17 protein-coding genes and 1 riboswitch are annotated in these 21482 nt (G+C 67.0%); of the genes, 10 read left to right on the top strand and 7 right to left on the bottom strand.

Annotated elements, in window-relative coordinates; translation table 11 throughout:
- Window positions 1-110 precede the first annotated feature (110 nt).
- Window positions 111-560 carry a DUF721 domain-containing protein gene (locus tag N7573_RS12725; RefSeq protein WP_005408086.1) on the bottom strand — a complete coding sequence of 150 codons (450 nt, stop codon included), beginning with the start codon at window positions 558-560 and terminating at the stop codon, window positions 111-113.
- A gap of 12 nt (window positions 561-572) precedes the next feature.
- On the opposite strand from N7573_RS12725, the gene N7573_RS12720 reads away from it, so the two are divergent.
- From N7573_RS12720 to N7573_RS12710, 3 genes are all read left to right on the top strand, one after another.
- Window positions 573-1529 (top strand): M23 family metallopeptidase, encoded by a 957-nt coding sequence (locus tag N7573_RS12720; protein ID WP_279913669.1) that lies wholly within the window; start codon window positions 573-575, stop codon window positions 1527-1529.
- A gap of 341 nt (window positions 1530-1870) precedes the next feature.
- The gene (secA, locus tag N7573_RS12715) at window positions 1871-4603 is read left to right on the top strand and encodes a preprotein translocase subunit SecA (RefSeq protein ID WP_032129708.1); all 2733 of its coding nucleotides are present in this window, start codon (window positions 1871-1873) and stop codon (window positions 4601-4603) included.
- 113 nt (window positions 4604-4716) lie between these two features.
- Window positions 4717-5673 (top strand): Nudix family hydrolase, encoded by a 957-nt coding sequence (locus N7573_RS12710; protein ID WP_279943173.1) that lies wholly within the window; start codon window positions 4717-4719, stop codon window positions 5671-5673.
- 87 nt (window positions 5674-5760) lie between these two features.
- Here the strand turns inward: N7573_RS12710 and N7573_RS12705 are convergent, their stop codons facing one another.
- Both N7573_RS12705 and metF read right to left on the bottom strand, forming a co-directional pair.
- Complete coding sequence (locus N7573_RS12705) at window positions 5761-6345, bottom strand: DUF4124 domain-containing protein (RefSeq protein ID WP_279943171.1); 585 nt, start codon at window positions 6343-6345, stop codon at window positions 5761-5763.
- Between the two features lie 40 nt (window positions 6346-6385).
- The gene (gene metF / locus N7573_RS12700; RefSeq protein WP_279913618.1) at window positions 6386-7213 is read right to left on the bottom strand and encodes a methylenetetrahydrofolate reductase [NAD(P)H]; all 828 of its coding nucleotides are present in this window, start codon (window positions 7211-7213) and stop codon (window positions 6386-6388) included.
- Window positions 7214-7415: 202 nt separating this feature from the next.
- Between metF and N7573_RS12695 the strand changes: the two genes are divergently transcribed.
- The 3 genes from N7573_RS12695 to N7573_RS12685 are packed head-to-tail and all read left to right on the top strand — an operon-like array spanning window position 7416 to window position 10141.
- On the top strand, window positions 7416-8342 hold the full coding sequence (locus N7573_RS12695; protein ID WP_279913617.1) for an alpha/beta hydrolase: 927 nt from the start codon (window positions 7416-7418) through the stop codon (window positions 8340-8342).
- A 24-nt stretch (window positions 8343-8366) separates the two neighbouring features.
- Window positions 8367-9413: a histidine kinase gene (locus N7573_RS12690; protein WP_279913616.1), complete on the top strand. Its 1047-nt coding sequence runs from the start codon at window positions 8367-8369 to the stop codon at window positions 9411-9413.
- On the top strand, window positions 9410-10141 hold the full coding sequence (locus N7573_RS12685; protein ID WP_279913615.1) for a LytTR family DNA-binding domain-containing protein: 732 nt from the start codon (window positions 9410-9412) through the stop codon (window positions 10139-10141). Before N7573_RS12690 ends, N7573_RS12685 begins: the two co-directional genes overlap by 4 nt.
- Before the next feature lie 6 nt (window positions 10142-10147).
- On the opposite strand, the gene N7573_RS12680 is transcribed toward N7573_RS12685, so the two are convergent.
- The gene (locus N7573_RS12680; protein WP_121504883.1) at window positions 10148-11662 is read right to left on the bottom strand and encodes an amidohydrolase family protein; all 1515 of its coding nucleotides are present in this window, start codon (window positions 11660-11662) and stop codon (window positions 10148-10150) included.
- A gap of 136 nt (window positions 11663-11798) precedes the next feature.
- Between N7573_RS12680 and N7573_RS12675 the strand changes: the two genes are divergently transcribed.
- Both N7573_RS12675 and N7573_RS12670 read left to right on the top strand, forming a co-directional pair.
- Window positions 11799-12356: a DUF3228 family protein gene (locus N7573_RS12675; RefSeq protein WP_049425078.1), complete on the top strand. Its 558-nt coding sequence runs from the start codon at window positions 11799-11801 to the stop codon at window positions 12354-12356.
- A gap of 91 nt (window positions 12357-12447) precedes the next feature.
- Entirely contained in the window at window positions 12448-13080 is a 633-nt protein-coding gene (locus tag N7573_RS12670; RefSeq protein WP_175392800.1) for an energy transducer TonB, read from the top strand.
- Here N7573_RS12670 and N7573_RS12665 read toward each other — a convergent pair.
- The 3 genes from N7573_RS12665 to ahcY form a co-directional block, all read right to left on the bottom strand.
- Window positions 13077-13580 carry a hypothetical protein gene (locus tag N7573_RS12665; RefSeq protein WP_049425051.1) on the bottom strand — a complete coding sequence of 168 codons (504 nt, stop codon included), beginning with the start codon at window positions 13578-13580 and terminating at the stop codon, window positions 13077-13079. The genes N7573_RS12670 and N7573_RS12665 overlap by 4 nt on opposite strands.
- Window positions 13580-14053 carry a Cys-tRNA(Pro) deacylase gene (ybaK, locus tag N7573_RS12660; RefSeq protein WP_134951145.1) on the bottom strand — a complete coding sequence of 158 codons (474 nt, stop codon included), beginning with the start codon at window positions 14051-14053 and terminating at the stop codon, window positions 13580-13582. The genes N7573_RS12665 and ybaK overlap by 1 nt, the downstream gene beginning before the upstream one ends.
- 279 nt (window positions 14054-14332) lie before the next feature.
- Window positions 14333-15778 carry an adenosylhomocysteinase gene (ahcY, locus tag N7573_RS12655; protein ID WP_197615411.1) on the bottom strand — a complete coding sequence of 482 codons (1446 nt, stop codon included), beginning with the start codon at window positions 15776-15778 and terminating at the stop codon, window positions 14333-14335.
- A gap of 36 nt (window positions 15779-15814) precedes the next feature.
- A riboswitch (S-adenosyl-L-homocysteine riboswitch) is annotated at window positions 15815-15898 on the bottom strand.
- 120 nt (window positions 15899-16018) lie between these two features.
- Here ahcY and N7573_RS12650 point away from each other — a divergent pair.
- A complete protein-coding gene (locus tag N7573_RS12650) occupies window positions 16019-18535 on the top strand; it encodes a prolyl oligopeptidase family serine peptidase (RefSeq protein WP_279913937.1) in 2517 nt (838 codons plus the stop codon).
- A 172-nt stretch (window positions 18536-18707) separates the two neighbouring features.
- Window positions 18708-21419 carry a phosphoenolpyruvate carboxylase gene (gene ppc, locus N7573_RS12645; protein ID WP_279914008.1) on the top strand — a complete coding sequence of 904 codons (2712 nt, stop codon included), beginning with the start codon at window positions 18708-18710 and terminating at the stop codon, window positions 21417-21419.
- The last annotated feature ends 63 nt before the right edge of the window (window positions 21420-21482 follow it).

The following is a 21482-nucleotide window of genomic DNA, read 5'->3' as shown; positions in this document are numbered from 1 at the left end:
AATCTAACGACAGGCCCCCGGATGGCAGCTAGGATGCGACCCGGCCCCCGAAATGTTTCACGCCGTGGTGACACGCGCGACGGGGAGCGGAGCCGGATGCTCCGTTGTCGTCAGGACCGCTTCTTCGGCTTCGAAGGAACGTCCTGCAGGCAAGCCAAGGCGTCGCGTAGCCCTTTGTGCGTGGCGGCTGAAACTGCGTGGGGTCCATTCCGGTTGTCGAGCGCTGGGGAGCGCGTGGGAGTGGGAGACGCAGTCTTGATGGTCACCCTGGTGGCCTTCAGCCCGATGGAACGGGCCGCGTCGAGCAACTGGGCTTCGGCAAGCCGCAACTTGGCATGCCAGACCGGGGACTCGACGAGAAAAACGAGGTGTTCCCCGTCCACATTGGCCAGCCGGCAACGGCTGCGCAGAGGTGGCGGCAACTGGGGGCGCAACTGACGGTCCAGCGCGTCGAGCCACAAGGCACGCCGCAGCGGGTTCCCGCTTTTGTCCGCCATCACCGCATCCAGCGCCGGCTTCGGCACTGACGCGGGGCGAACGCTGGATTTCGGCTCAGACATGAAAACTCACTGATGGCATTCAAAAAGATCGTAATCAAAACGCGTGAAGGACAGGCCAAAGCGTCGCCGATCGCGCGTTTGCGGTTCTATTTCGAGGACCGCCCCCGCGCCCTGCTGGGCAGCGTGCTCGGGGTAGGCTGCATTATCGGCCTTGCCGGCGGCATTGGCGCCAGCGCGCTGAATGATTCCCGCCTGCAGGCCAAGGTCGAGCGCCAGGATGCAGAGCTGGCCAAGGTCAAGCGCGATGCGCAGACCCAGGTCAACGCGCTGGCGGCCCGCCTCGGCGAGCTGCAGGCCCAGGCCACCCGCCTCAACGCCCTCGGCGAACGGCTGACCCAGATGGGCAAGCTGGAAGACGGCGAGTTCGACTTCAACGAGACCCCCGGTCTCGGTGACGGCGACGCCGGCGGCCCGACCAGCGACATCCCGGTCAAGGACGTCAACGCCGACTTACAGGTGCTGGAGCAGCGCTTCGCTGCTTCAGGCCGCCAGTTGTCGGTGATGGAATCGCTGATGTTCGACCACCAGCTGCAGCAGAACGCCGTGCCCTCGCGCATGCCGATCCGCAACAGCTACGTGACCTCCGGTTTCGGCACCCGTGCCGACCCGTTCGGCCGCGGTGCCGCCACCCACAAGGGCATGGACTTCCACGCCAGGGTCGGTGACCCGGTGATGGCCGTGGCCGAAGGCGTGGTCAGCTTCTCCGGCGTGAAGGGCGGCTACGGCAACGTGGTCGACGTCGACCACGGTAACGGCTACGTCACCCGCTACGCGCACAATTCGCGCCTGATGGTGAAGGTCGGCGACCTGGTGCGTGCCGGGCAGGAAGTGGCCAAGGCCGGTTCCACCGGTCGTTCGACCGGCGCCCACGTGCACTTCGAGGTGTGGGAGAACGGCAACGTGGTCAACCCGCGCAAGTTCCTCGGTGACGGCGGCAACACGCCGGTCGGCCGCGTCAGCCGCGGCTGAAGCCCCATTGGGGTGCCGGCTGCTGTCGGCACTACCGCCCCCGGAGTACGGGGGCAGCGCCGTAGGCGCGGGGGTGTGGAGGCGAGGTAAGCGGGGCCCACGGTTCGCGCAGCGAAGCGTGGGAGCGCCAGCGCGCATGCGCTGACGCCTACCCGGCCAGCGGCCGGCACTACCGGGAACGTTCGGATGCCATTGCCGCCAAAGGGTTGAAACCCCTTGCGGCCGTCCCAAGCTACAATGGGTGTTGCCATCGACAGGGCGCCAGGCGCCCTGTTTCGTTTGCGGCGGACGGATCCCAAGGGGGAGGCCGGGCGTCGTGTCCATCCAACCCGGTTCCTTCAATGATCAACAGCCTGCTTACCCGCGTATTTGGCAGTCGTAACGAACGACAGCTGCGCCAGCTCAACCGCATCGTCGCCAAGATCAATGCGCTGGAGCCGGAGATCGAGAAGCTTTCCGACGAGCAGCTTCAGGCCAAGACGCCGGAGTTCAAGCAGCGCATCGCCGACGGTGAAGCCCTGGACAAGGTGCTGCCGGAAGCGTTCGCGGTCTGCCGCGAAGCCGGTCGCCGCGTGCTGGGCATGCGCCACTACGACGTGCAGCTGATCGGCGGCATGGTGCTTCACCTGGGCAAGATCGCAGAAATGCGCACCGGTGAAGGCAAGACCCTGGTGGCGACCCTGCCGGTGTACCTCAACGCGCTGGAAGGCAAGGGCGTGCACGTGGTCACCGTGAACGACTACCTGGCGCGCCGCGACGCCGCGCAGATGGGCAAGCTGTACAACTGGCTGGGCCTGAGCGTGGGCGTGGTGTACCCGGGCATGCCGCACAGCGACAAGCGCGAAGCCTATGCCTCGGACATCACCTACGGCACCAACAACGAATTCGGCTTCGACTACCTGCGCGACAACATGGCGCTGTCCAAGGCCGACCGCTACCAGCGCGGCCTGCACTACGCCATCGTCGACGAAGTCGACTCCATCCTGATCGACGAAGCGCGTACCCCGCTGATCATCTCCGGCCCGGCCGACGATTCCCCGGAGCTGTACATCCGCGTCAACCGCGTCGTGCCGAACCTGGTCAAGCAGGAAGCGGAAGACGGCGAAGGCGACTTCTGGGTCGATGAGAAGGGCAAGCAGGTGCACCTGTCCGAAGCGGGCATGGAGCACGCCGAGCAGCTGCTGGTCGAGGCCGGCATCCTCGACGGCGAGACCGAAGGCCTGTACGCGCCGCAGAACCTGACCGTGGTCCACCACCTCAACGCCGCACTGCGCGCGCACGCGATCTACCAGCGTGACGTGGACTACATCGTGCGCGATGGCGAAGTGGTCATCGTCGATGAGTTCACCGGCCGCACCCTGTCCGGTCGCCGCTGGTCCGATGGCCTGCACCAGGCGGTGGAAGCGAAGGAAGGCGTGCCGGTCCAGCGCGAGAACCAGACGCTGGCGAGCATCACCTTCCAGAACCTGTTCCGCATGTACAAGAAGCTGTCCGGCATGACCGGTACGGCCGATACCGAAGCCTTCGAATTCCAGAGCATCTACGGCCTGGAAGTGGTGGTGATCCCGACCAACCGCCCGACCATCCGCAAGGACAGCCCGGACCAGGTGTTCCTGAACCGCAAGGGCAAGTTCAATGCGGTGCTGGCCGACATCGAAGAGTGCGCCAAGCGTGGCCAGCCGGTGCTGGTGGGTACCACCTCGATCGAAACCTCGGAAATGCTGTCCGAGCACCTGCGCAAGGCCGGCGTGAAGCACGAAGTGCTCAACGCCAAGCAGCATGACCGCGAAGCGACCATCGTCGCCAATGCCGGTCGTCCGGCCGCGGTCACCATCGCCACCAACATGGCCGGTCGTGGTACCGACATCGTGCTGGGCGGTTCGCTGGAAGCGGAAATCCACGAGCTGGGCGAAGGCGCGACCGACGAACAGAAGGCCGCGGTCAAGGCCGATTGGCAGAAGCGCCACGAGGCCGTCAAGGCTGCCGGCGGCCTGCACATCGTCGGTACCGAGCGCCATGAATCGCGTCGTATCGACAACCAGCTGCGTGGCCGTTCCGGCCGCCAGGGTGACCCGGGTTCGTCCCGCTTCTACCTGTCGCTGGAAGACAACCTGATGCGCATCTTCGCCTCCGACTGGGTGCAGAAGGCCATGCGCATGATGGGCATGAAGGAAGACGACGTCATCGAAGACCGCCTGGTCAGCCGCCAGATCGAGAAGGCGCAGCGCAAGGTCGAGGCCCACAACTTCGACATCCGCAAGAATCTGCTGGACTTCGACGACGTTAACAACGACCAGCGCAAGGTGATCTACGCACAGCGCGATGAACTGCTGGACGCCGAGTCGGTGAAGGACAACGTCGACGGCATCCGCGACGACGTGATCTTCGACGTGGTGGCCCGCTTCGTGCCGCCGAACTCGATCGACGAGCAGTGGGACCTGCGTGGCCTGGAAGCGACCCTGGAGTCGGACTTCGGCCTGCAGATGTCGCTGACCGACCTGGTCAAGTCGCACGAAGAGCTGGACGCCGAAGCCATCGCTGCCAAGGTGCAGGAGCGCGTCAACCAGCACTTTGCCGAGAAGGAAGCCGGTGTCGGTGAGGAAACCATGCGCGCGCTGGAGAAGCACGTGATGCTGACCGTGCTGGACCAGAGCTGGAAGGAGCACCTGGCGCGCATGGACTACCTGCGCCAGGGCATCTACCTGCGTGGTTACGCGCAGAAGCAGCCGAAGCAGGAGTACAAGAAGGAAGCCTTCGAGCTGTTCTCGGACATGCTGGAGAACGTCAAGCGCGAAGTGGTGACCCTGCTGTCGCGCGTGCGCATCCGCAGCGACGAGGAAGTGCAGGCGCTGGAAGCAGCCGAACGCCAGCAGGCCGAAGCGCGCCTGAGCCAGTCGCAGTTCCAGCACCAGGACGTGGGCGGCTACAGCGCCGACGAGGAAGCCGCGCAGGTGCAGGCTGCCCAGCAGGGCATTGCACAGGCGCAGCGCGATGAGCCGAAGATCGGCCGCAACGATCCATGCCCGTGCGGCAGTGGCAAGAAGTACAAGCACTGCCACGGCCAGCTGAGCTGACCCCGAAGAGCCCCGCGAAAGCGGGGCTCTTTTTTCATGGCGGCTGTTTCGCGGGGCTGATCCGGCCCGATCCGAGATTGCGCGGGCCGCCCTGTTCTGGGCATGCTTCCCCCATGGCTCCCCCCACCCGATCGATCCACGTCGTGGCCGCCGTCATCACCGACGCCCGTGGCCGCGTGCTGCTCAACCGTCGTACCGAGAACCGCGACATGGCCGGCCTGTGGGAGTTCCCCGGCGGCAAGCGCGAATCCGGCGAGACCTCCGAACAGGCGTTGGTTCGCGAGCTGCGCGAGGAACTGGGCATCGAAGCCCATGTCGGCGAATGGCTGATGGATGTGCCGCAGCGCTACCCGGACAAGCACCTGACCCTGGAAGTGCGCCACGTGCGCAGCTGGAAGGGGACGCCACGTGGCCGCGAGGGCCAGGCCATTACCTGGGTGGCGCCGGACAAACTGGGTCGCTATTCGATGCCACCGGCCGATCTGCCGGTGGTGGCCGCGCTGCGCCAACCCGACAGCTACCTGATCACCCCGGCGCCGGCCGATGATGAGGGCGGCATGCAGCACTGGCATGAACAGCTGCAGCGCGCGGTGGACGCGGGCCAGCAGCGCATCCAGCTGCGGTTGCCGACGGCGCATCCGCAGCGCCAGGCGATGGTCGAACAGGCCGTGCGCGCGCATCGTCGCAGCGGGGTGCAGTGGCTGCTCAACCGCGATATCGAACGCGCGCGCGTACTGGGCGTTGGGGTGCACCTGGGCAGCGAGCAGCTGCTGGAGCTGTTGCAGCGTCCACTGCCCGAAGGCCAGCTGGTGGCCGCGTCCTGCCATGACCTGCAGCAGCTGCAGGCCGCACAGCGGTTGGGCTGCGACTTCGCCGTGCTGGGCCCGGTGCAGGCCACGGCCAGTCATCCCGATGCCGTGCCGCTGGGCTGGAACGCGTTCGCCGAGCTGCGCGCGCAGGTGTCACTGCCAATCTACGCCCTGGGCGGCATGGGCCGCGGTCACATCGCCGAAGCGCGTCGCCATGGTGGGCAGGGCATCGCCGCCATCCGCGCGCTGTGGCCGGAGTAAAGCTGCTTCGCTCGCCGGGCATGGCCCGGCGCTACCGTGTGGGATGGAGGCAGTAGATCCACGCCATGCGTGGATGGATGCTCGCGATCACAGCGTGATCCAGAAACACCCGTATTGCCGTCGCAACCCCAGCACCGTCGAAGCGCGCGACGCGCTGCCGGGCAGGGTCTGCTCCAGGCGCAGGCCGATGGGATGCCGCGCCACAGAGGCCACAGGGTCGGATCCCAACGCGGCAGGGCTCTGATCCTCATCCTGCGATTGCGGCAGCGCCTGTGACGCATACACCGGCACCACGTCCACCAGGGGCCGCCGCGCCAAGGATTCCAGCTGGCCGAGGATGCGCTGCGCGCCCGCATCGGAAACCGCGCCCCACAGATACAGTGAGGACAGCCGATTCACATCGTTGCTGACGATGCCGACGCGCAGCGCGTCCACCAGTTCACTCAGCCGCCGCGGGCAGCGTGCCCCCAGGGTGTCGCTCTGCAGGGTATTGCCGGCGGGCGCAGGCGGTGGCAACCGCGACCGCGCGCCCAGGCTGTCGCAGGGCCGGTCGGTGTAGACGCTTTGGCCCTGGGCATCGGTGCAGCGGTTCAGGCGCGTGGACTGTGCGTGGGCGGCGCTCGACAGAACGCACGGCAGCAGCAGCAACAGCAGGAAGGAAAGCCGGATCATCCTCGCAGGGTAGCGCCGATCACGCTTGCGCGCCGTGCTGTCAGCTCTGCAGCAGCTTCAGCACCGAAGTAGTCGGCTTGGCCAGGTTCAAGGTGTAGAAGTGCAGGCCGGGTGCGCCGCCTTCGATCAGGCGCTGGCACAGCTTGGCCACCACTTCAGTGCCGAATGCACGCACCGACTCTGCATCATCGCCATAGGCCTGCATCTTGCGGCTGATCCAGCGCGGGATCTCCGCACCGCACTGTTCGGAGAAGCGGCGCAGCTGGCTGAAGTTGGCGATCGGCATGATGCCGGGCGTGATGGGTACCTGCACGCCCAGCCGCCGCACTTCGTCGACGAAATGGAAGTAGGCATCAGGGTTGAAGAAGTACTGGGTGATCGCCGCATCGGCACCGGCGTCGATCTTGGCCTTGAAATGCTTCAGGTCGGCCAGTGCGTCGGAAGCCTGCGGGTGCGTTTCGGGGTACGCGCCCACTTCGATATGGAACGCATCGCCGTGCTCGGCGCGGATGAAGTCGATCAGTTCGGCGGCATAGCGCATGTCACCGGGGAAACCCATGCCCGACGGCAGATCGCCGCGCAGCGCGACCAGGCGGCGGCAGCCGATGGCGCGATACAGCTTGAGCAGCTCGCGGATTTCCTGACGGGTGCCGCCGACGCAGGACAGATGCGGTGCGGCATCGAAGCCATGGTGCTGGTTGAGATGGCGCACGGTCTCGGAGGTATAGCTCAGGGTCGAGCCACCGGCGCCGAAGGTACACGACACGTACTCGGGACCGTAGTCCTTCAGCCTGGCCGCGGCGCGGTCCAGCTGGCTGCGCTGTTCGTCGGTCTTGGGCGGATAGAACTCGAAGCTGATGGCGGTCATGGCACGGGCGGCAGCGCGGGTGCGGATTAGTATATCGCTTCATCAAGATGGATGTTGTGAATTTCTGCGGGCGTATATCGTCAGCCGCCTGCGACCGTTCGCCCCGGCGATCGGCCGCTGCTCCGAAATCGCCCCCCGGGTGCCATGGCCGGCGGCACGCTGAGCCCATCCCGGCACCACCCACCTGACGAAGGAGCAGACGATGAAGATCTTCCTGGCACTCTGGTATGCAATGAAGGCCCTGGCCCGGCTGGCGATGATCGGTATGGCGATGGCCGTGCTCGGCTCCGGCTCGGCGCACGCCGCCAGCGCCCCGGCGGCGGGCAAGGTGCAGGTCGAGGTGGTCGGCAAGGGCCGCCCGCTGCTGATGATTCCCGGCCTCAACAGCAGCGCCGAGGTGTGGCGCGAGACCTGCCTGGCCCTGAAGGATGTGCAGTGCCATCTGGTGCAGCTGCCCGGCTTTGCCGGTGCGCTCGCGGCCGATCCGCGCCCGGTCGAGTTCCTGCCGGCGATGCGCGGGCAGCTGCTGGCCTACCTGCATGACCAGCATCTGGGGCCGGTGGTGGTGGTTGGCCACAGCCTCGGTGGCCTGCTGGGCCTGCAGATGGCGCAGGCCGAGCCGAAGGCGGTCAGCGCGCTGGTGGTGGTTGACGCCCTGCCATTCCTGCCGGCCGCGCGTGACCCGAAGGCCACCGCTGACAGCGTGCGGCCGGTGGCCGACCAACTGCGCAAGGGCATGCTGGCCGCCGACGCCGCGCAATGGCAGGCGCAGTTGAAGGCGGGCCTGCCGGGGATGACCCGCGATACTCAGCGCCAGGCCGAACTGGGCCGCTGGGGCGAAGACAGCGACCGCCAGACCACGGCCGATGCCATGCATGCGGTGATGACCACTGACCTGCGTGACAGCATTGCCTCGATCACCGCACCGACGCTGGTGCTGGGCAGCTGGGCCGGCTACCAGCCGATGGGCGGCACCGAGGCCGGCACCCGGGCGGTGTTCCAGGCCCAGTACGCGAAACTGCAGGGCGTACAGATCGCGATGAGCGCGCAGGGTTTCCACTTCCTGATGTGGGATGATCCGCGCTGGTTGCAGGAACAGGTGCAGGCCTTCCTCGACCGCCACCACTGAGTTTCAACACGCCTCGGAATGGACATGCCGGATTCCTCCTCGACGGTACGCTTCTGGCTGCTCAATGCGCTGGTATGGGCGCTCTATGGCGTTGCCGGAATCGGCCTGCGCCAAGCCTATTTCAGCGATGCCGGAAGCGCAGGCGTGTTGATCACGCTGGGCCTGGCGTTGGCCCTGTTCGGATGCAGCGGTGCCATCCGCGCGCTGGCGCTGCGTGCAGACTGGTGGGCGCGCGGAACGGCCGGGCTGTTGCTGCGGCTGGCGCTGTCGGTGGCATTGGGCGCGGCAGTGGCGCAGCTGCTGGTGAACATCGCGCTGCACTCGGCGCTGGCCTGGAACTGGGTGAGCCTGGGGCGGCAGACGGCCGACTTCAGCCCCAAGGCGCTGCTGCTCTACTGGTACACCACTGCGGTGATGCTGGCCCTGTGGGTAGCGCTTTGGGCAAGCCTGCACAGCCTGCGCCGGATACGCGGGGCGGAACTGGCCCGCCTGCGCGCCGAAGCCGAGCGCAGTGCGCTGGAACGCGATGCGCTGCGTGCGCGGCTCAACCCGCACTTCATGTTCAATGCGCTGAACAACCTGCGTGCGCTGATCCTGGAAGATCCTGAGCGTGCGCGCGACATGGTCACCCGCCTGTCGCGCACGCTGCGCCAGGCGCTGGCGCACAACCGCAGCGAGCAGGTCACGCTGGCCGAGGAACTGGCGGTGGTCGACGACTATCTGGCCATCGAGGCCATCCACTTCGAGCAGCGCCTGCAGGTGCGGCAGCAGATCGATGCCGATGCCATGCAGGCGCAGTTGCCGGCGATGGCACTACAGCTGCTGGTGGAAAACGCGATCAAGCACGGCATCGCCAGCCGCCCCGGCGGCGGCGAGGTGCAGATCCGTGCCACGCTGGACAATGACGTGCTGCGCCTGCAGGTGGACAATCCGCTGGGCAGCGCCAACGAGCCCACCCCTGGGCATGGTGTCGGCCTGGCCTACCTGCGTGCGCAGCTCGGTACGCAAGGTCGTTTCATCCTGCAGCCGGTCGGCGACCGCATGCGGGCCCTGCTGGAGATTCCGCAATGAATGGCGTGCTGCGCGTGTTGATCGTTGATGATGCGCGGCTGGCGCGGCAGGAGCTGCGCACGCTGTTGTCGGCGCTGCCCTGGGTGCAGTGCGTGGGCGAGGCCGACGACGTTCCTGCTGCGCGCGAGGCGATCGCCACACTGGCGCCGGACCTGGTGCTGCTGGATGTGCAGATGCCGTCCGGCAGTGGCTTCGATGTGCTGGACGGGATGGAGGCGGTGCCGGCGGTGATCTTCGTTACTGCCTACGACACCTACGCGGTGCGCGCGTTCCAGGCCAATGCGCTGGACTATCTGGTGAAGCCGGTCGAGGCACCGCGCTTGCTGGAAGCGTTGCAGCGGGCGCGCCAGCGCGAGGTGGTGGCGGGCGAAACGCCGGAGCCGCGCAGCACGCTGGGCGCGCAGGACCAGGTGTTCGTGCGCGAGGGCGAACGCTGCTGGTTCGTCGCGGTCTCGGAGATCCGCCGGCTGGTGGTGGATGGCAACTGCACGCGGCTGTGGTTCCGCGACCAGAACGCGTTGCTGACCCGCAGCCTGAGTGCGCTGGAAGCACGTCTGCCGCCGGATCTGTTCTTCCGTGCCAACCGCAACACGCTGGTCAACCTGCGCCGTATCCGTGGGGTGTCGCCCAGCATCGGCGACGGCTATGACCTGGCGCTGGATGATGGCAGCGAGGTGGAAGTGTCGCGGCGGCAGGCGCGGGAGCTGCGTGAACGGATGGCGTTGTAGCTGCCGCTACAGCTCGGCACTGACCGGGCTGGTGATGAAGCCCCACAGCAGGCGCGCCATCACCGCCGGTGAACGTGCCTGCGCGCGGGTGTAGGCGAGCAGTGCATCCAGCCGCGAGCGGTCGTAGAGGTGCCCGGCCAGCAGCACCGCGTGCACACGACGGGTGTTGGCGGTGTCCTGCAGCGGGTTGCCGTCGAGCAATACCAGGTCGGCGGCTTTGCCGACCTCGACACTGCCATGCGATGCCTGCAGCTCCAGATGACGCGCCGCGTGCAGCGTTGCCGCGCGCAGCACGTCGGCCTGGCTCAGGCCTGCCTGCCGCAGCCACTGCAGTTCCTCGTGATAGCGGAAGCCACCCAGCCCGGTATCGGTGCCGACCAGCACGCTGACGCCGGCACGGTGCGCGGCACCGGTGAGGGCCAGTCCATGCTCGAAGTACGCCTTCAACGCGTCTTCGCCGCGCAGGCCAGGATAGCGTTCGGTGGTGGCCGTCAGATCATCGCGCCATGCCCAGCGCGAAAGTGGATCGAGATAGGCCAGACGTGGATCGTTGATGAAGGCGGGGTCGCGCGCACGCGCATCCTCTTCGCGGGTGACATGGGTGGGTACGAACGCGGCGCCGCTGGCCTGCATCAAGCCGAACGCCTCATTGCACACGGAAGGCTGGTAGCCACCGACCATGCGTTCGGCCAGTGCGGTCGGATCTTCGCCATCCAGCGTACCGCCGCGCCACGCGGCGGCGTTGTCGAAGCAATGACGCACGAACAGGTGCGCATGCTCGAAACTGCGCTGGCCTGCCTGAAGCGCGTCCTCCAGCGGAACCGCCCTGGGCAGGTGGCCGACCAGAGGGCGATGCAGGTGCCGCGCTTCGCTGGCCAGCCGCTGGTAGGTATCCGCACGCAACCGGTTGTAGACCTTCAACGCGTCGACACCGCGCGCGCTGTACGTGCGCGCACGCTGTGCCGCGGTGTCCGGCGCCAACGCTGGATCTTCGAAATAGAAGCTGGCGATCTGCACGAAGCGCGGTGCGACCTGCTGGCCGGCAACGGCCTGTGCGGTCCAGCGGCGCTTGTCGGCCACGCAGGCGATCAGCGGATCGGTAGCCTGCGGGCAGTCCATCATGTCGCGGGTGCCGGTGATGCCATTGGCCAGCATCAGCGGGAACTGCAGCTGCGGCGACAGCTGCAGGGCGTGGGTGTGCATGTCCCAGAAGCCGGGCAGCAGCCAGCGGCCGCCGGCGTCGAAGACCGGCAACGCTGCATCGGCAATGCCTTCGCCGACGGCGGTGATCGTGCCGTTGCGGATGGTGACCGTGGTGGGTTCACTGGCTTGGCCGCGCATGACGTCCACCACCCGCGCGTTGATGATCATCCGGTTGTCGCCGGCCTCGGGCAGCGGCGGTGCACGCAGCGGCCAGAGCAGGGCGGCGATGAACAGCAATGGCGGTGCCAGCAGGACGACGGCCAGCACCTTCAGCCATCGGCGGCGGACGGGGTGGGGCAACGCACGTGCTGCTTCCATGAGCCGACGATCCTTGTGGTGGGTCGCGCGCAGGGTGCGGCAAGAGGGCGGGGGATGCCAGTGACCATCGGCATGCCGTCCTCCCTGGCGCCGGGGCGGTTACCCTGTGCAGCGGATTCCCTGACCACGCCACGCCATGTCCATCGTCCTCACCGATTTCGCCCGTCCCCGCCTGTTCCCGCGCGTGCCGCGCGGCAACACCATCCAGGATTGCACTGCCGAGCAGTTCGAGGCACACCTCAATGCGCACGCGCCGCTGAAGGTACTCGACGGCTACGCCCCGTTCTGCAAGTTGTTCGTCTACGAGAACTGGACCAGCACGCGCTGCCTGACGGTGCCGGTCACCGAGGCCAACCGCCACCAGCTGCGCAGCGGCTACGAGGCGCGCAACCGAGAGGAACTGCCAGTACTGGTGCGCTGGTTCGAAGGCGTGGAGTCACCGCGTGCGAACTACCTGGTGGTGATCCTGTACAGCGCCGGGCAGCTGGCGAAGGAAGGTTCACCGATCGAGGCTGACTGGGGCATCGTCGGCTGCATTTACACCGCCGAGCCCGAGGAAGTGCCGATGGCACCGATCACCATGATGCGCAATGCACTGGGCGTGGAGGAGGGCGGTTCCGGTGTGCCGCTGGATCGCGAGGCTTACCAGCGCTCCGTCGCGTTCTGGGAGAACAACGCCAACTGGCGGCCGTGAGCCCACGCTGCGGCCGGACAGTCGGTATGTGAACAGGGAAGATTGCAGCGGGGCGCTACCATGGCGGTGGATCAACGCAGGGAGCACAGGGATGGATGTTCGCAGTTGGATGCCGTTCGCATGGGTCGCCGCAGGCCTGCTGGCCGCGTGTGAGGGCTCTGCAGCAAAATACGATGCAGGCGCTGCCTGTGGTGCTTTGTCCGACGTGACGCCGATCCGCGATGCCGGCGTGGGTTCACTGCAGGCGCAGGCAACGTCGGGGCGCTGCACGTTCCATGTGGAAGCGGATGACGCTGCAGCGCTTTCGCGTCAGCAGTCGTTGCTGCAGAGCGTGTCGGCGATCGCCTGTAGTGCGCCAGCCACCACCCGGCCTTCGCAAGGGGCTGCAGGCTTCGACCTGCAGATGCCTGCGCGTTGCCCACTCTCTTCCAGCACGCCCTTGATTGCCCGGGAAGGAGGCTGGCACCAGCGGCGACTTTCGTCGGTCCCGACGTATCCTGCGGCCGCCATGCGCGAGGCCCAGCAGGGAGGTGTCGAGCTGATGCTGCTGCTGGATGCGCAGGGCAAGACCCAGGCGATCATCCTGTCCCGATCCAGCGGCTACCCGCTGCTCGATGCGGCGGCGCTCAAGCACGCGCGTGACTGGCGCTACGAGCGTGAAGCGGCAGGCAAGGCACCAAGCATGAGCCTGATACGCGGCACGGTCACGTTCAAGCTCAACTAAGGCGTCTGCAGGGCGGGCTCGGGCTTCCACTCCCACCAGGTGTAGTGGTATTCGCGCTCGGTCGCGCTCCATTGCTGCGCGCAGCAGGTGCACGTCAATCGGTAGCATTCGCCCCAGCCGTCCTCCGCTTCGCCCCGTGCACGCAGCTGCACGTGACCTTGTTCCAGCAGCGGCTCGGGGCTGAAGAACACATAGGATGGGTAGAGCGCGCACAGGCAGCCTTCGCGTGCCTGCCAGTAGCGCAGCCGTTGCAGGGCCGCCTTGAGGTGCGCCTGGTTGCTGATCAGCATGCCGCCAAGGGCGATGCCTTGGCAGCTGCGTTCGATCGTATCCACATGCGCGACCAGCGCGTCCAACGATGAGGCGCTGAACAGCCGAGCGACCGTACGCGCGGCATCGGTGATGCGCGTTGCATCGCGCGACAACAGGTCCTGCAGCAGCACATCGGCCTGTGCATCGTCGAGCCGGGGTATCGGTGCTGCAGACCACGGCCAGCGCATCAGCGTGACTTGCCGATGGCGGCGTAGTGGCCGGCCGTCAATCGCAGCAGGTCGGTCGGCGCCAGTTCCACCTCGAGGCCGCGGCGCCCGGCGCTGACATGCAGTGCGGACAATGCCTGCGCGCTGGCGTCCAGGAAGGTGCGCAGGCGCTTCTTCTGCCCGAGTGGGCTGATGCCACCGACCAGGTAACCGGTCGCGCGCTGTGCAGCGTCAGCAGCGGCCATCTCGCACTTCTTGCAGCCGGCCGCTTCGGCCAGGGCCTTCAGGTCCAGCTGGCCGGCCACCGGCACGATCGCTACCAGCAGTTCGTGGGTCTCGGTGCTGGCCAGCAGGGTCTTGAACACCTGGGCCGGGTCGAGGCCGAGCTTGTCGACGGCTTCGCCGCCATAGGATTCGGCGTGCGCGTCGTGCACGTAGCTGCGCACGGTGTGGGCGATCTTCTCGCGCTTGAGCAGGTTGATGGCCGGAGTCATGGGGGCATCCTAGCGCGGGGCAGGGGTGTTGCCTTGACCGAGGCTATTGTTCCCGCTCCGGTGGGGAACATCCACGCATGGCGTGGATCTACTGTGGGTTGGCTGGGGGATATCCACGCATGGCGCGGATCTACTGGGGCCGGACGATAAGTAGATCCACGCCATGCGTGGATACGTGGTGTACGGCTGCAGGCAGACGCAGAACGGGCGCCCGAAGGCGCCCGTTCCGTGTGTTGCATGCACCGGTAGTGCCGGTCGCTGGCCGGCACCGCGCAGGCATCAGTAGCGGTAGTGGTCCGGCTTGAACGGGCCTTCCACCGGCACGCCGATGTAGTCGGCCTGTTCCTGGCTCAGGGTGGTCAGCTTCACGCCGATCTTTTCCAGGTGCAGGCGGGCCACTTCTTCGTCCAGCTTCTTCGGCAGCAGGTAGACCTTCTTCTCGTAGCTGTCCTTGTTCGCCCACAGGTCGATCTGTGCCAGGGTCTGGTTGGCGAAGCTGTTGGACATCACGAAGCTCGGGTGGCCGGTGGCGCAGCCCAGGTTCACCAGGCGGCCTTCGGCCAGCAGGAAGATCGCGTTGCCGTTCGGGAAGATGTACTTGTCCACCTGCGGCTTGATGTTGATGTGCTTGATGCCGGCGAACGACACCAGCGCATCGACCTGGATCTCGTTGTCGAAGTGGCCGATGTTGCAGACGATGGCCTGGTCCTTCATCGCGCTCAGGTGCTCGATGCGGATGATGTCCTTGTTGCCGGTGGTGGTGACGTACAGGTCGGCACGGCCCAGGGTCGATTCGATGGTGTTGACTTCATAGCCTTCCATCGCCGCCTGCAGGGCGCAGATCGGGTCGATCTCGGTGACGATGACGCGCGCGCCGTAGGCACGCAGCGAGGCCGCACAGCCCTTGCCGACGTCGCCGTAGCCGCAGACCACGGCCACCTTGCCGGCCAGCATCACGTCCATCGCGCGCTTCAGGCCATCGGCCAGCGACTCGCGGCAGCCGTACAGGTTGTCGAACTTGCTCTTGGTGACCGAGTCGTTGACGTTGATCGCCGGGATCAGCAGGGTGCCGGCCTGGGCCAGCTGGTACAGGCGGTGCACGCCGGTGGTGGTCTCTTCGGAGACGCCCTTCCAGTCCTTGACCACGCGGCCCCAGTAACCCGGGCGCTCCTTGGCGACGCGCTTGAGCAGGTTCTTGATGACCTGTTCTTCGTGCGAGGCAGAGGCGGTGTTGACCCAGTCGCTGCCGTTTTCCAGCTCGTAGCCCTTGTGGATCAGCAGGGTCACGTCACCGCCGTCGTCGACCACCAGCTCCGGGCCGGTCAGGGTGCCGTCGGCCAGGGTGAAGGTCAGCGCGTCCAGGGTGCAGTCCCAGTACTCTTCCAGGGTCTCGCCCTTCCAGGCGAACACCGGGGTGCCGGTGGCGGCAATGGCGGCAGCGGCGTGGTCCTGGGTCGAGAAGATGTTGCACGAGGCCCAGCGCACGTCAGCGCCGATGTCCTTCAGGGTCTCGATCAGCACGGCGGTCTGGATGGTCATGTGCAGCGAGCCGGTCACGCGCACGCCCTTCAGCGGCAGCTCGGCCTGGTACTTGCGGCGGATCGACATCAGGCCCGGCATTTCGTGCTCGGCGATGTCCAGTTCCTTGCGGCCCCAGTCGGCCAGCGTGATATCGCGGATCTTGTAATCACCTTCGGTGGAGAAGGTCTTGGCAACAGCATTCATTCGTGTGCTCCGGTTGTGGGCGAGCGGGTGCTCGCATCTAGCCGGGCGCCGTTGTTACAAAGCCACCTCACCGAGCCTGGCCGGGCCTCATGGGATCCGGTCGCAGCGCCCCTCGGCAGGGGAGAACCCCCATTATATCGCGGCCCCGGCATGACATCCGGATGACCCAACCATCGGCAGGTGGGATCGCGTGCACGGCCTGTTAAGGTCGGTGTTTTCACGCATCACACAGGTGGAACGATGAGCATGCACGCGCGCCGCACACGGCGCTGGACCGGCCTGGTCCTGTCGATGGGACTGCTGGCGGTGGCCCCGCTGGCCTGGGCCGCGTCCCCGCAGCCCGCCCAGGTACAGGCCCAGGGCGTCAACGGCTACGAACTGCCGTCGGCGGCGCTGCAGGCGGTGGTGGACGCGCCGCGCGCGCCCTCGCTGTACCTGTCGCCACGCCGCGATGTCGCCGCGATGATGCAGATGCCGTCGCTGCCGTCGATCCAGGTGGTGGCGCAGCCGGAACTGAAGCTGGCCGGCCTGCGCATCAACCCGCGCACCTTCTCCGACAGCCGCTTCAGCTTCGGCGAGAAGCTGTGGCTGATGAACGTGGCCGACGGCAAGGAACGGCAGATCAGCGGCCTGCCGGCCAAGCTGTCGATCGCCAGCGTGATGTGGTCGCCGGACCAGAAGTGGCTGGCCTTCAACCAGGTCGACGCCGCCAGCGGCGCCAATGAGCTGTGGCTGGTGGACGTGGCCGGCGGCAGCGCCCGTCGTCTGGTCGCCGGCCTGAACACGGTGATCGGCAGTGGCTACCAGTGGCTGCCGGACAGCCGCGGCCTGGTGGTGTTCACCCGTCCGGCCAACCTTGGTGCGGCCCCGGCCGCCGATGGCATCCCGACCGGCCCGGCCGTGCAGCAGACCAGCCAGGGCGGCGGCGTGGTGTCGATCCGTACCTACCAGGACCTGCTGAAGAACGAGGCCGACGCGCGCCAGTTCGATTACTACGCCACCACCCAGCCGATGGAAGTCAGCCTGGATGGCAACACCCGCGCGATCGGCGCGGCCGGCATCTTCATGGGCTTCGCGGTGTCGCCGGATGGCCGCTTCGTGCTGCGCCAGCCGGTGCAGCGCCCGTATTCCTACGTGGTGCCGGTGAGCAGTTTCCCGCGTCGCATTGAAGTGATCGACCGTGCCAGCGGCAAGCTGGTGCACACCGTGGCCGTGCGTCCGCTGGTGGAAGGTTTGCCGACCGGCAACGACGCTGAAGTGACCGGCGTGCGCGATATCAGCTGGCGTGGTGATGCCGATGCCACGCTGGTCTGGGCCGAAGCCCAGGACGGCGGCGACCCGAACAGGGAGGCCAAGGTGCGCGATGCGGTGCTGATGCAGGCTGCGCCGTTCGACAAGCCGCCGGTCACGTTGGCCCAGCTCGGCAGCCGTCTGGTGGGCATCAACTGGGGCCGTGGCGACCTGGCCCTGCTGACCGAGTCGTGGTGGAAGACGCGCAAGACCAGGACCTGGCTGATCGCCCCGGACAATGCCGGCGCCGAGCCGCGCCTGCTGTGGGATCGCGACGGGCAGGACCGCTATTCCGATCCGGGCCGGCCGCTGTTGTCCAGCGACGACCGCGGCCGCTCGCTGCTGCAGACCAGCGCCGATGGCAGCAGCCTGTATCTGGCCGGTGCCGGTGCATCGCCGGAAGGCGATCGTCCGTTCGTGGACCGCTTCGACGTCGCCACGGGCAAGGCCACCCGCCTGTTCCACTCGCAGGCGCCGAGCTATGCGCTGCCGGTGGCGTTGCTGGACAACCAGGCCAGCTCGCTGCTGCTGAGCCGCGAGAGCCCGGATGAGCCGGCCAACTTCTACGTGCAGTCGCTGGCCGATGCCGGTGCTGCACCGCGTGCGCTGACCCACTTCGCGCATCCGCTGCCGCAGTTGAAGGGCGTGCAGAAGGAGCAGATCCGCTACAAGCGCAAGGATGGCGTCGACCTGACCGCGACCCTGCTGCTGCCGCCGGGCTACGACCCCAAGCGCGACGGCCCGCGGCCGCTGCTGATGTGGGCCTACCCGGGCGAGTTCAAGAGTGCGGCTGCGGCCAGCCAGGTGACCGATTCGCCGTACCGCTTCAATGCGGTCAGCTACTGGGGCCCGCAGGCGTTCCTGGCCAAGGGGTATGTGGTGCTGGCCAGCCCGTCGATGCCGATCATCGGCGAAGGCGACAAGGAGCCGAACGACACCTACATCGAACAGCTGGTGGCCAACGCGCAGGCAGCCGTGGATGAAGTGGTGCGCCGTGGCGTGACCGATCGCGATCACATCGCCATTGGTGGCCATTCCTACGGTGCGTTCATGACCGCCAACCTGCTGGCGCACACGCGCCTGTTCAAGGCCGGCATCGCCCGCAGCGGTGCCTACAACCGCACGCTCACCCCGTTCGGCTTCCAGGCCGAGGAGCGCAACTACTGGCAGGCGCAGGACGTCTACCAGAAGATGGCGCCGTTCAACTACGCCGACAGGATCAAGGATCCGATCCTCTTCATCCACGGCGTGGACGACAACAACTCCGGCACGTTCCCGATGCAGAGCGAGCGCATGTTCGCGGCGGTGAAAGGCCTGGGTGGTACCGCGCGTCTGGTGATGCTGCCGAACGAATCGCATGCCTACCGTGCACGCGAGTCGATCATGACCATGCTGGCCGAAAGCGAGCGCTGGCTGGAACAGACCATCGGCCCGGCCGAGCAGGACAAGGCGAAGAAGAAGCGCTGACGTGACCCGGTAGTGCCGGCCGCTGGCCGGCAACCTCATGGACTCACGCGACCTGAGGTTGCCGGCCAGCGGCCGGCACTACCAGATGAAACCATTTTTGCATCGCAGCACGAGGCCCGTTCTGGTTTAGGCTTGGGGCCTGGATCCGTTGACCGAGGCCTGTGCGTCGCCGATGAACGAGTACCGCAGCAGCATCGAGTTTGCTTCCCCCGATCTTCCGCTTCGCGACGACGTGCGCCGGCTCGGCGCGCTGGTTGGTGACCTGCTGGTCGAGCAGGTATCCGCCGCCTTCCTCGACGATGTCGAGGACGTGCGCACCCGCGCCATCGCCCGCCGTGAGAATCAAGCTCCATTGTCGGAGCTGGCCGATGGCCTGGCCGGACGCACGCCGCAGCAGGCAGAAACCATGGTGCGGGCCTTCAGCACCTACTTTCAGGTGGTCAACATCGCCGAGCGCGTGCATCGCATCCGCCGTCGCCGTGACTACCAGCGCGCCGGTACCGCAGGGGCGCAGCCCGATGGCCTGCAGGATGCACTGCAGCACCTGAAGGCGCAGGGTGTGGGCCTGGACGAACTGGCGCAGTGGCTGCCACGCATCGACATTGAACCGGTGTTCACCGCACACCCGACCGAAGCGGTACGCCGCGCGCTGCTGGAAAAAGAGCAGTTGATGGTGGCCAGCCTGGTCGACAACCTCGACGGCCAGCGCACACCGGGTGAAGCCGCCGCCGATGCCGCGCGCTTCCGCATGGCATTGACCGCTTCGTGGCAGACCACGGATTCCTCGCCCGTGCGGCCCACCGTCGATGACGAACGCGAGCATGTCGGCTTCTATCTGGTGCAGGTGCTGTACCGGGTGATTCCGGTGCTGTACGAATCGCTGCAGCAGGCGCTGCGCGATACCTACGGCGAAGAACTGCCGCTGCCACGCCTGCTGCGTTTCGGTACCTGGGTGGGCGGCGACATGGACGGCAATCCGAACGTGGATGCCCATACCATCCGCAATACGCTGGATGCGCAGCGGCAGGCGGTGCTCGCGCGCTACCAGAAGGAACTGCTGCAGCTGGCCAGCCTGCTCAGCCAGTCCACCGAGCGGGTGGGTGTGAGCGATGCGCTGCAGGCACGGGTGGCGCACTACCAGCAGTTGCTGCCCAAGGTGCAGTCGCGACCGCGTCATGCCGACATGCCGTACCGCCTGCACAATGACCGCATGCGTGCACGCCTGCAGGCCACGCTGGATGACGGCGAAGGCGCCTACGCCGGCCCCGATGAACTGATCGACGACCTGCAGTTGATCCTCGACAGCCTGCGCGCCAACCGCGGCGAACATGCCGGTGGCTTCGCCGTGCAGCGCCTGCTGTGGCGGGTGAAGACGTTCGGTTTCCATCTGGCGCGGTTGGACGTGCGCCAGGAATCGAGCGTGCACGCGCGCGCGCTGGCCACCGTGCTGGGCGGCGACGCGGCGTGGGACGGTCTGGACGCATTGGGCCGCGCGCGTCTGCTGGCGCCGCATGCCAGTGGTGACGCGCCGTTGCCGAAGGGCGACGACGAAGGCAACCAGCGTCTGGATGCGGTATTTGCGGCGTTGGCCGATGCGCGTGTGCGCCATGGTGGCGATGCGCTGGGCAGCTACATCATCTCGATGGCACACGACCGCAGTGACGTGCTGGCCGTGCTGGCGCTGGCACGCCGTGGCGGCCTGGTGGAAGAGGGCGGTTCGGTGCCGCTGGATATTGCGCCGCTGTTCGAGACGGTGGACGACCTCAAGCGTGGCACCGCGACCCTGCGCGACCTGCTGGCCGATCCGGTGTACCGCGCACACCTGCATGCACGCGATGACGTGCAGATGGTGATGCTGGGCTATTCGGACAGCAGCAAGGACGGCGGCATCGCTGCTTCGCGCTGGGGCCTGCAACGCGCGCAGGTGGAACTGCTGGAGGTGGCGGCCGAGGCCGGCATCCGCCTGACCTTCTTCCATGGCCGTGGTGGTTCGATCAGCCGTGGTGGTGGCAAGACCACGCACGCGGTGGATGCGTCGCCGCGCGGCAGCATCGATGGCCGCCTGCGGGTGACCGAGCAGGGCGAGGTGATCCATCGCAAATACGGCATCCGTGCGCTGGCGCTGCGCTCGCTGGAACAGGCTACGGGTGCGGTGTTGCGCGCCAGCCTCCGCCCGCGGGCTGCCGAACCCCGCGAGGATGAGTGGCGACCGGTGATGGATGTGGTCGCTGGCTCCAGCAGCGAGGTGTACCGCGCCTTCGTCGGCCAGTCTGGCTTCATGGACTACTTCCGCACGGCCACGCCGATCGACGTGATCGAGCGGATGACGCTGGGTTCGCGTCCGTCGCGCCGGCTCGGCCAGGACGCGGCGTTGGGCAACCTGCGCGCGATTCCGTGGGTGTTCGCCTGGAGCCAGGCGCGTGCCGTCATTCCCGGCTGGTACGGCGTGGGCAGCGGCCTGCAGGCGGCGGTCGATGCTGGTCACGAGCAGACCCTGCGCGAGATGGCACGTGACTGGCCGTTCTTCCGTACCTTCCTGGACGACATCGCGATGGTGCTGTCCAAGGGGGATATCACCATTGCCGAGCAGTTCTCGCTGTTGTCGGGCGACCTGCACGGGCGCTTCTTCCCGCAGGTACAGCGCGAACTGGAACTGACCCGGCACTGGTTGCTGGCGCTGATGGGCCAGCAGACGTTGCTCGACCACGATGCGCGGCTGTCGCTTTCGATCCGCCTGCGCAATCCGTACGTCGATCCGATCAGCGTGCTGCAGGTGGATCTGCTGCAGCGCTGGCGCGAGAGCGGGCGCGAGGATGAAGACCTGCTGCGCGCGCTGGTGGCCTGCGTGAACGGTGTTTCGCAGGGTGTGCAGAACACCGGGTGAAATGCATCCGCCGGGCGTGGCCCGGCGAATTCGAAATGGTAGTGCCGGCCGCTGGCCGGCAAC

It is taken from the genome of Stenotrophomonas sp. GD04054 (genome assembly GCF_029836955.1).
Lineage (GTDB): Bacteria > Pseudomonadota > Gammaproteobacteria > Xanthomonadales > Xanthomonadaceae > Stenotrophomonas > Stenotrophomonas maltophilia_A.
Note: the sequence above shows the minus strand (reverse complement) of the source record. Positions and strands in the feature narration are given on the sequence as shown.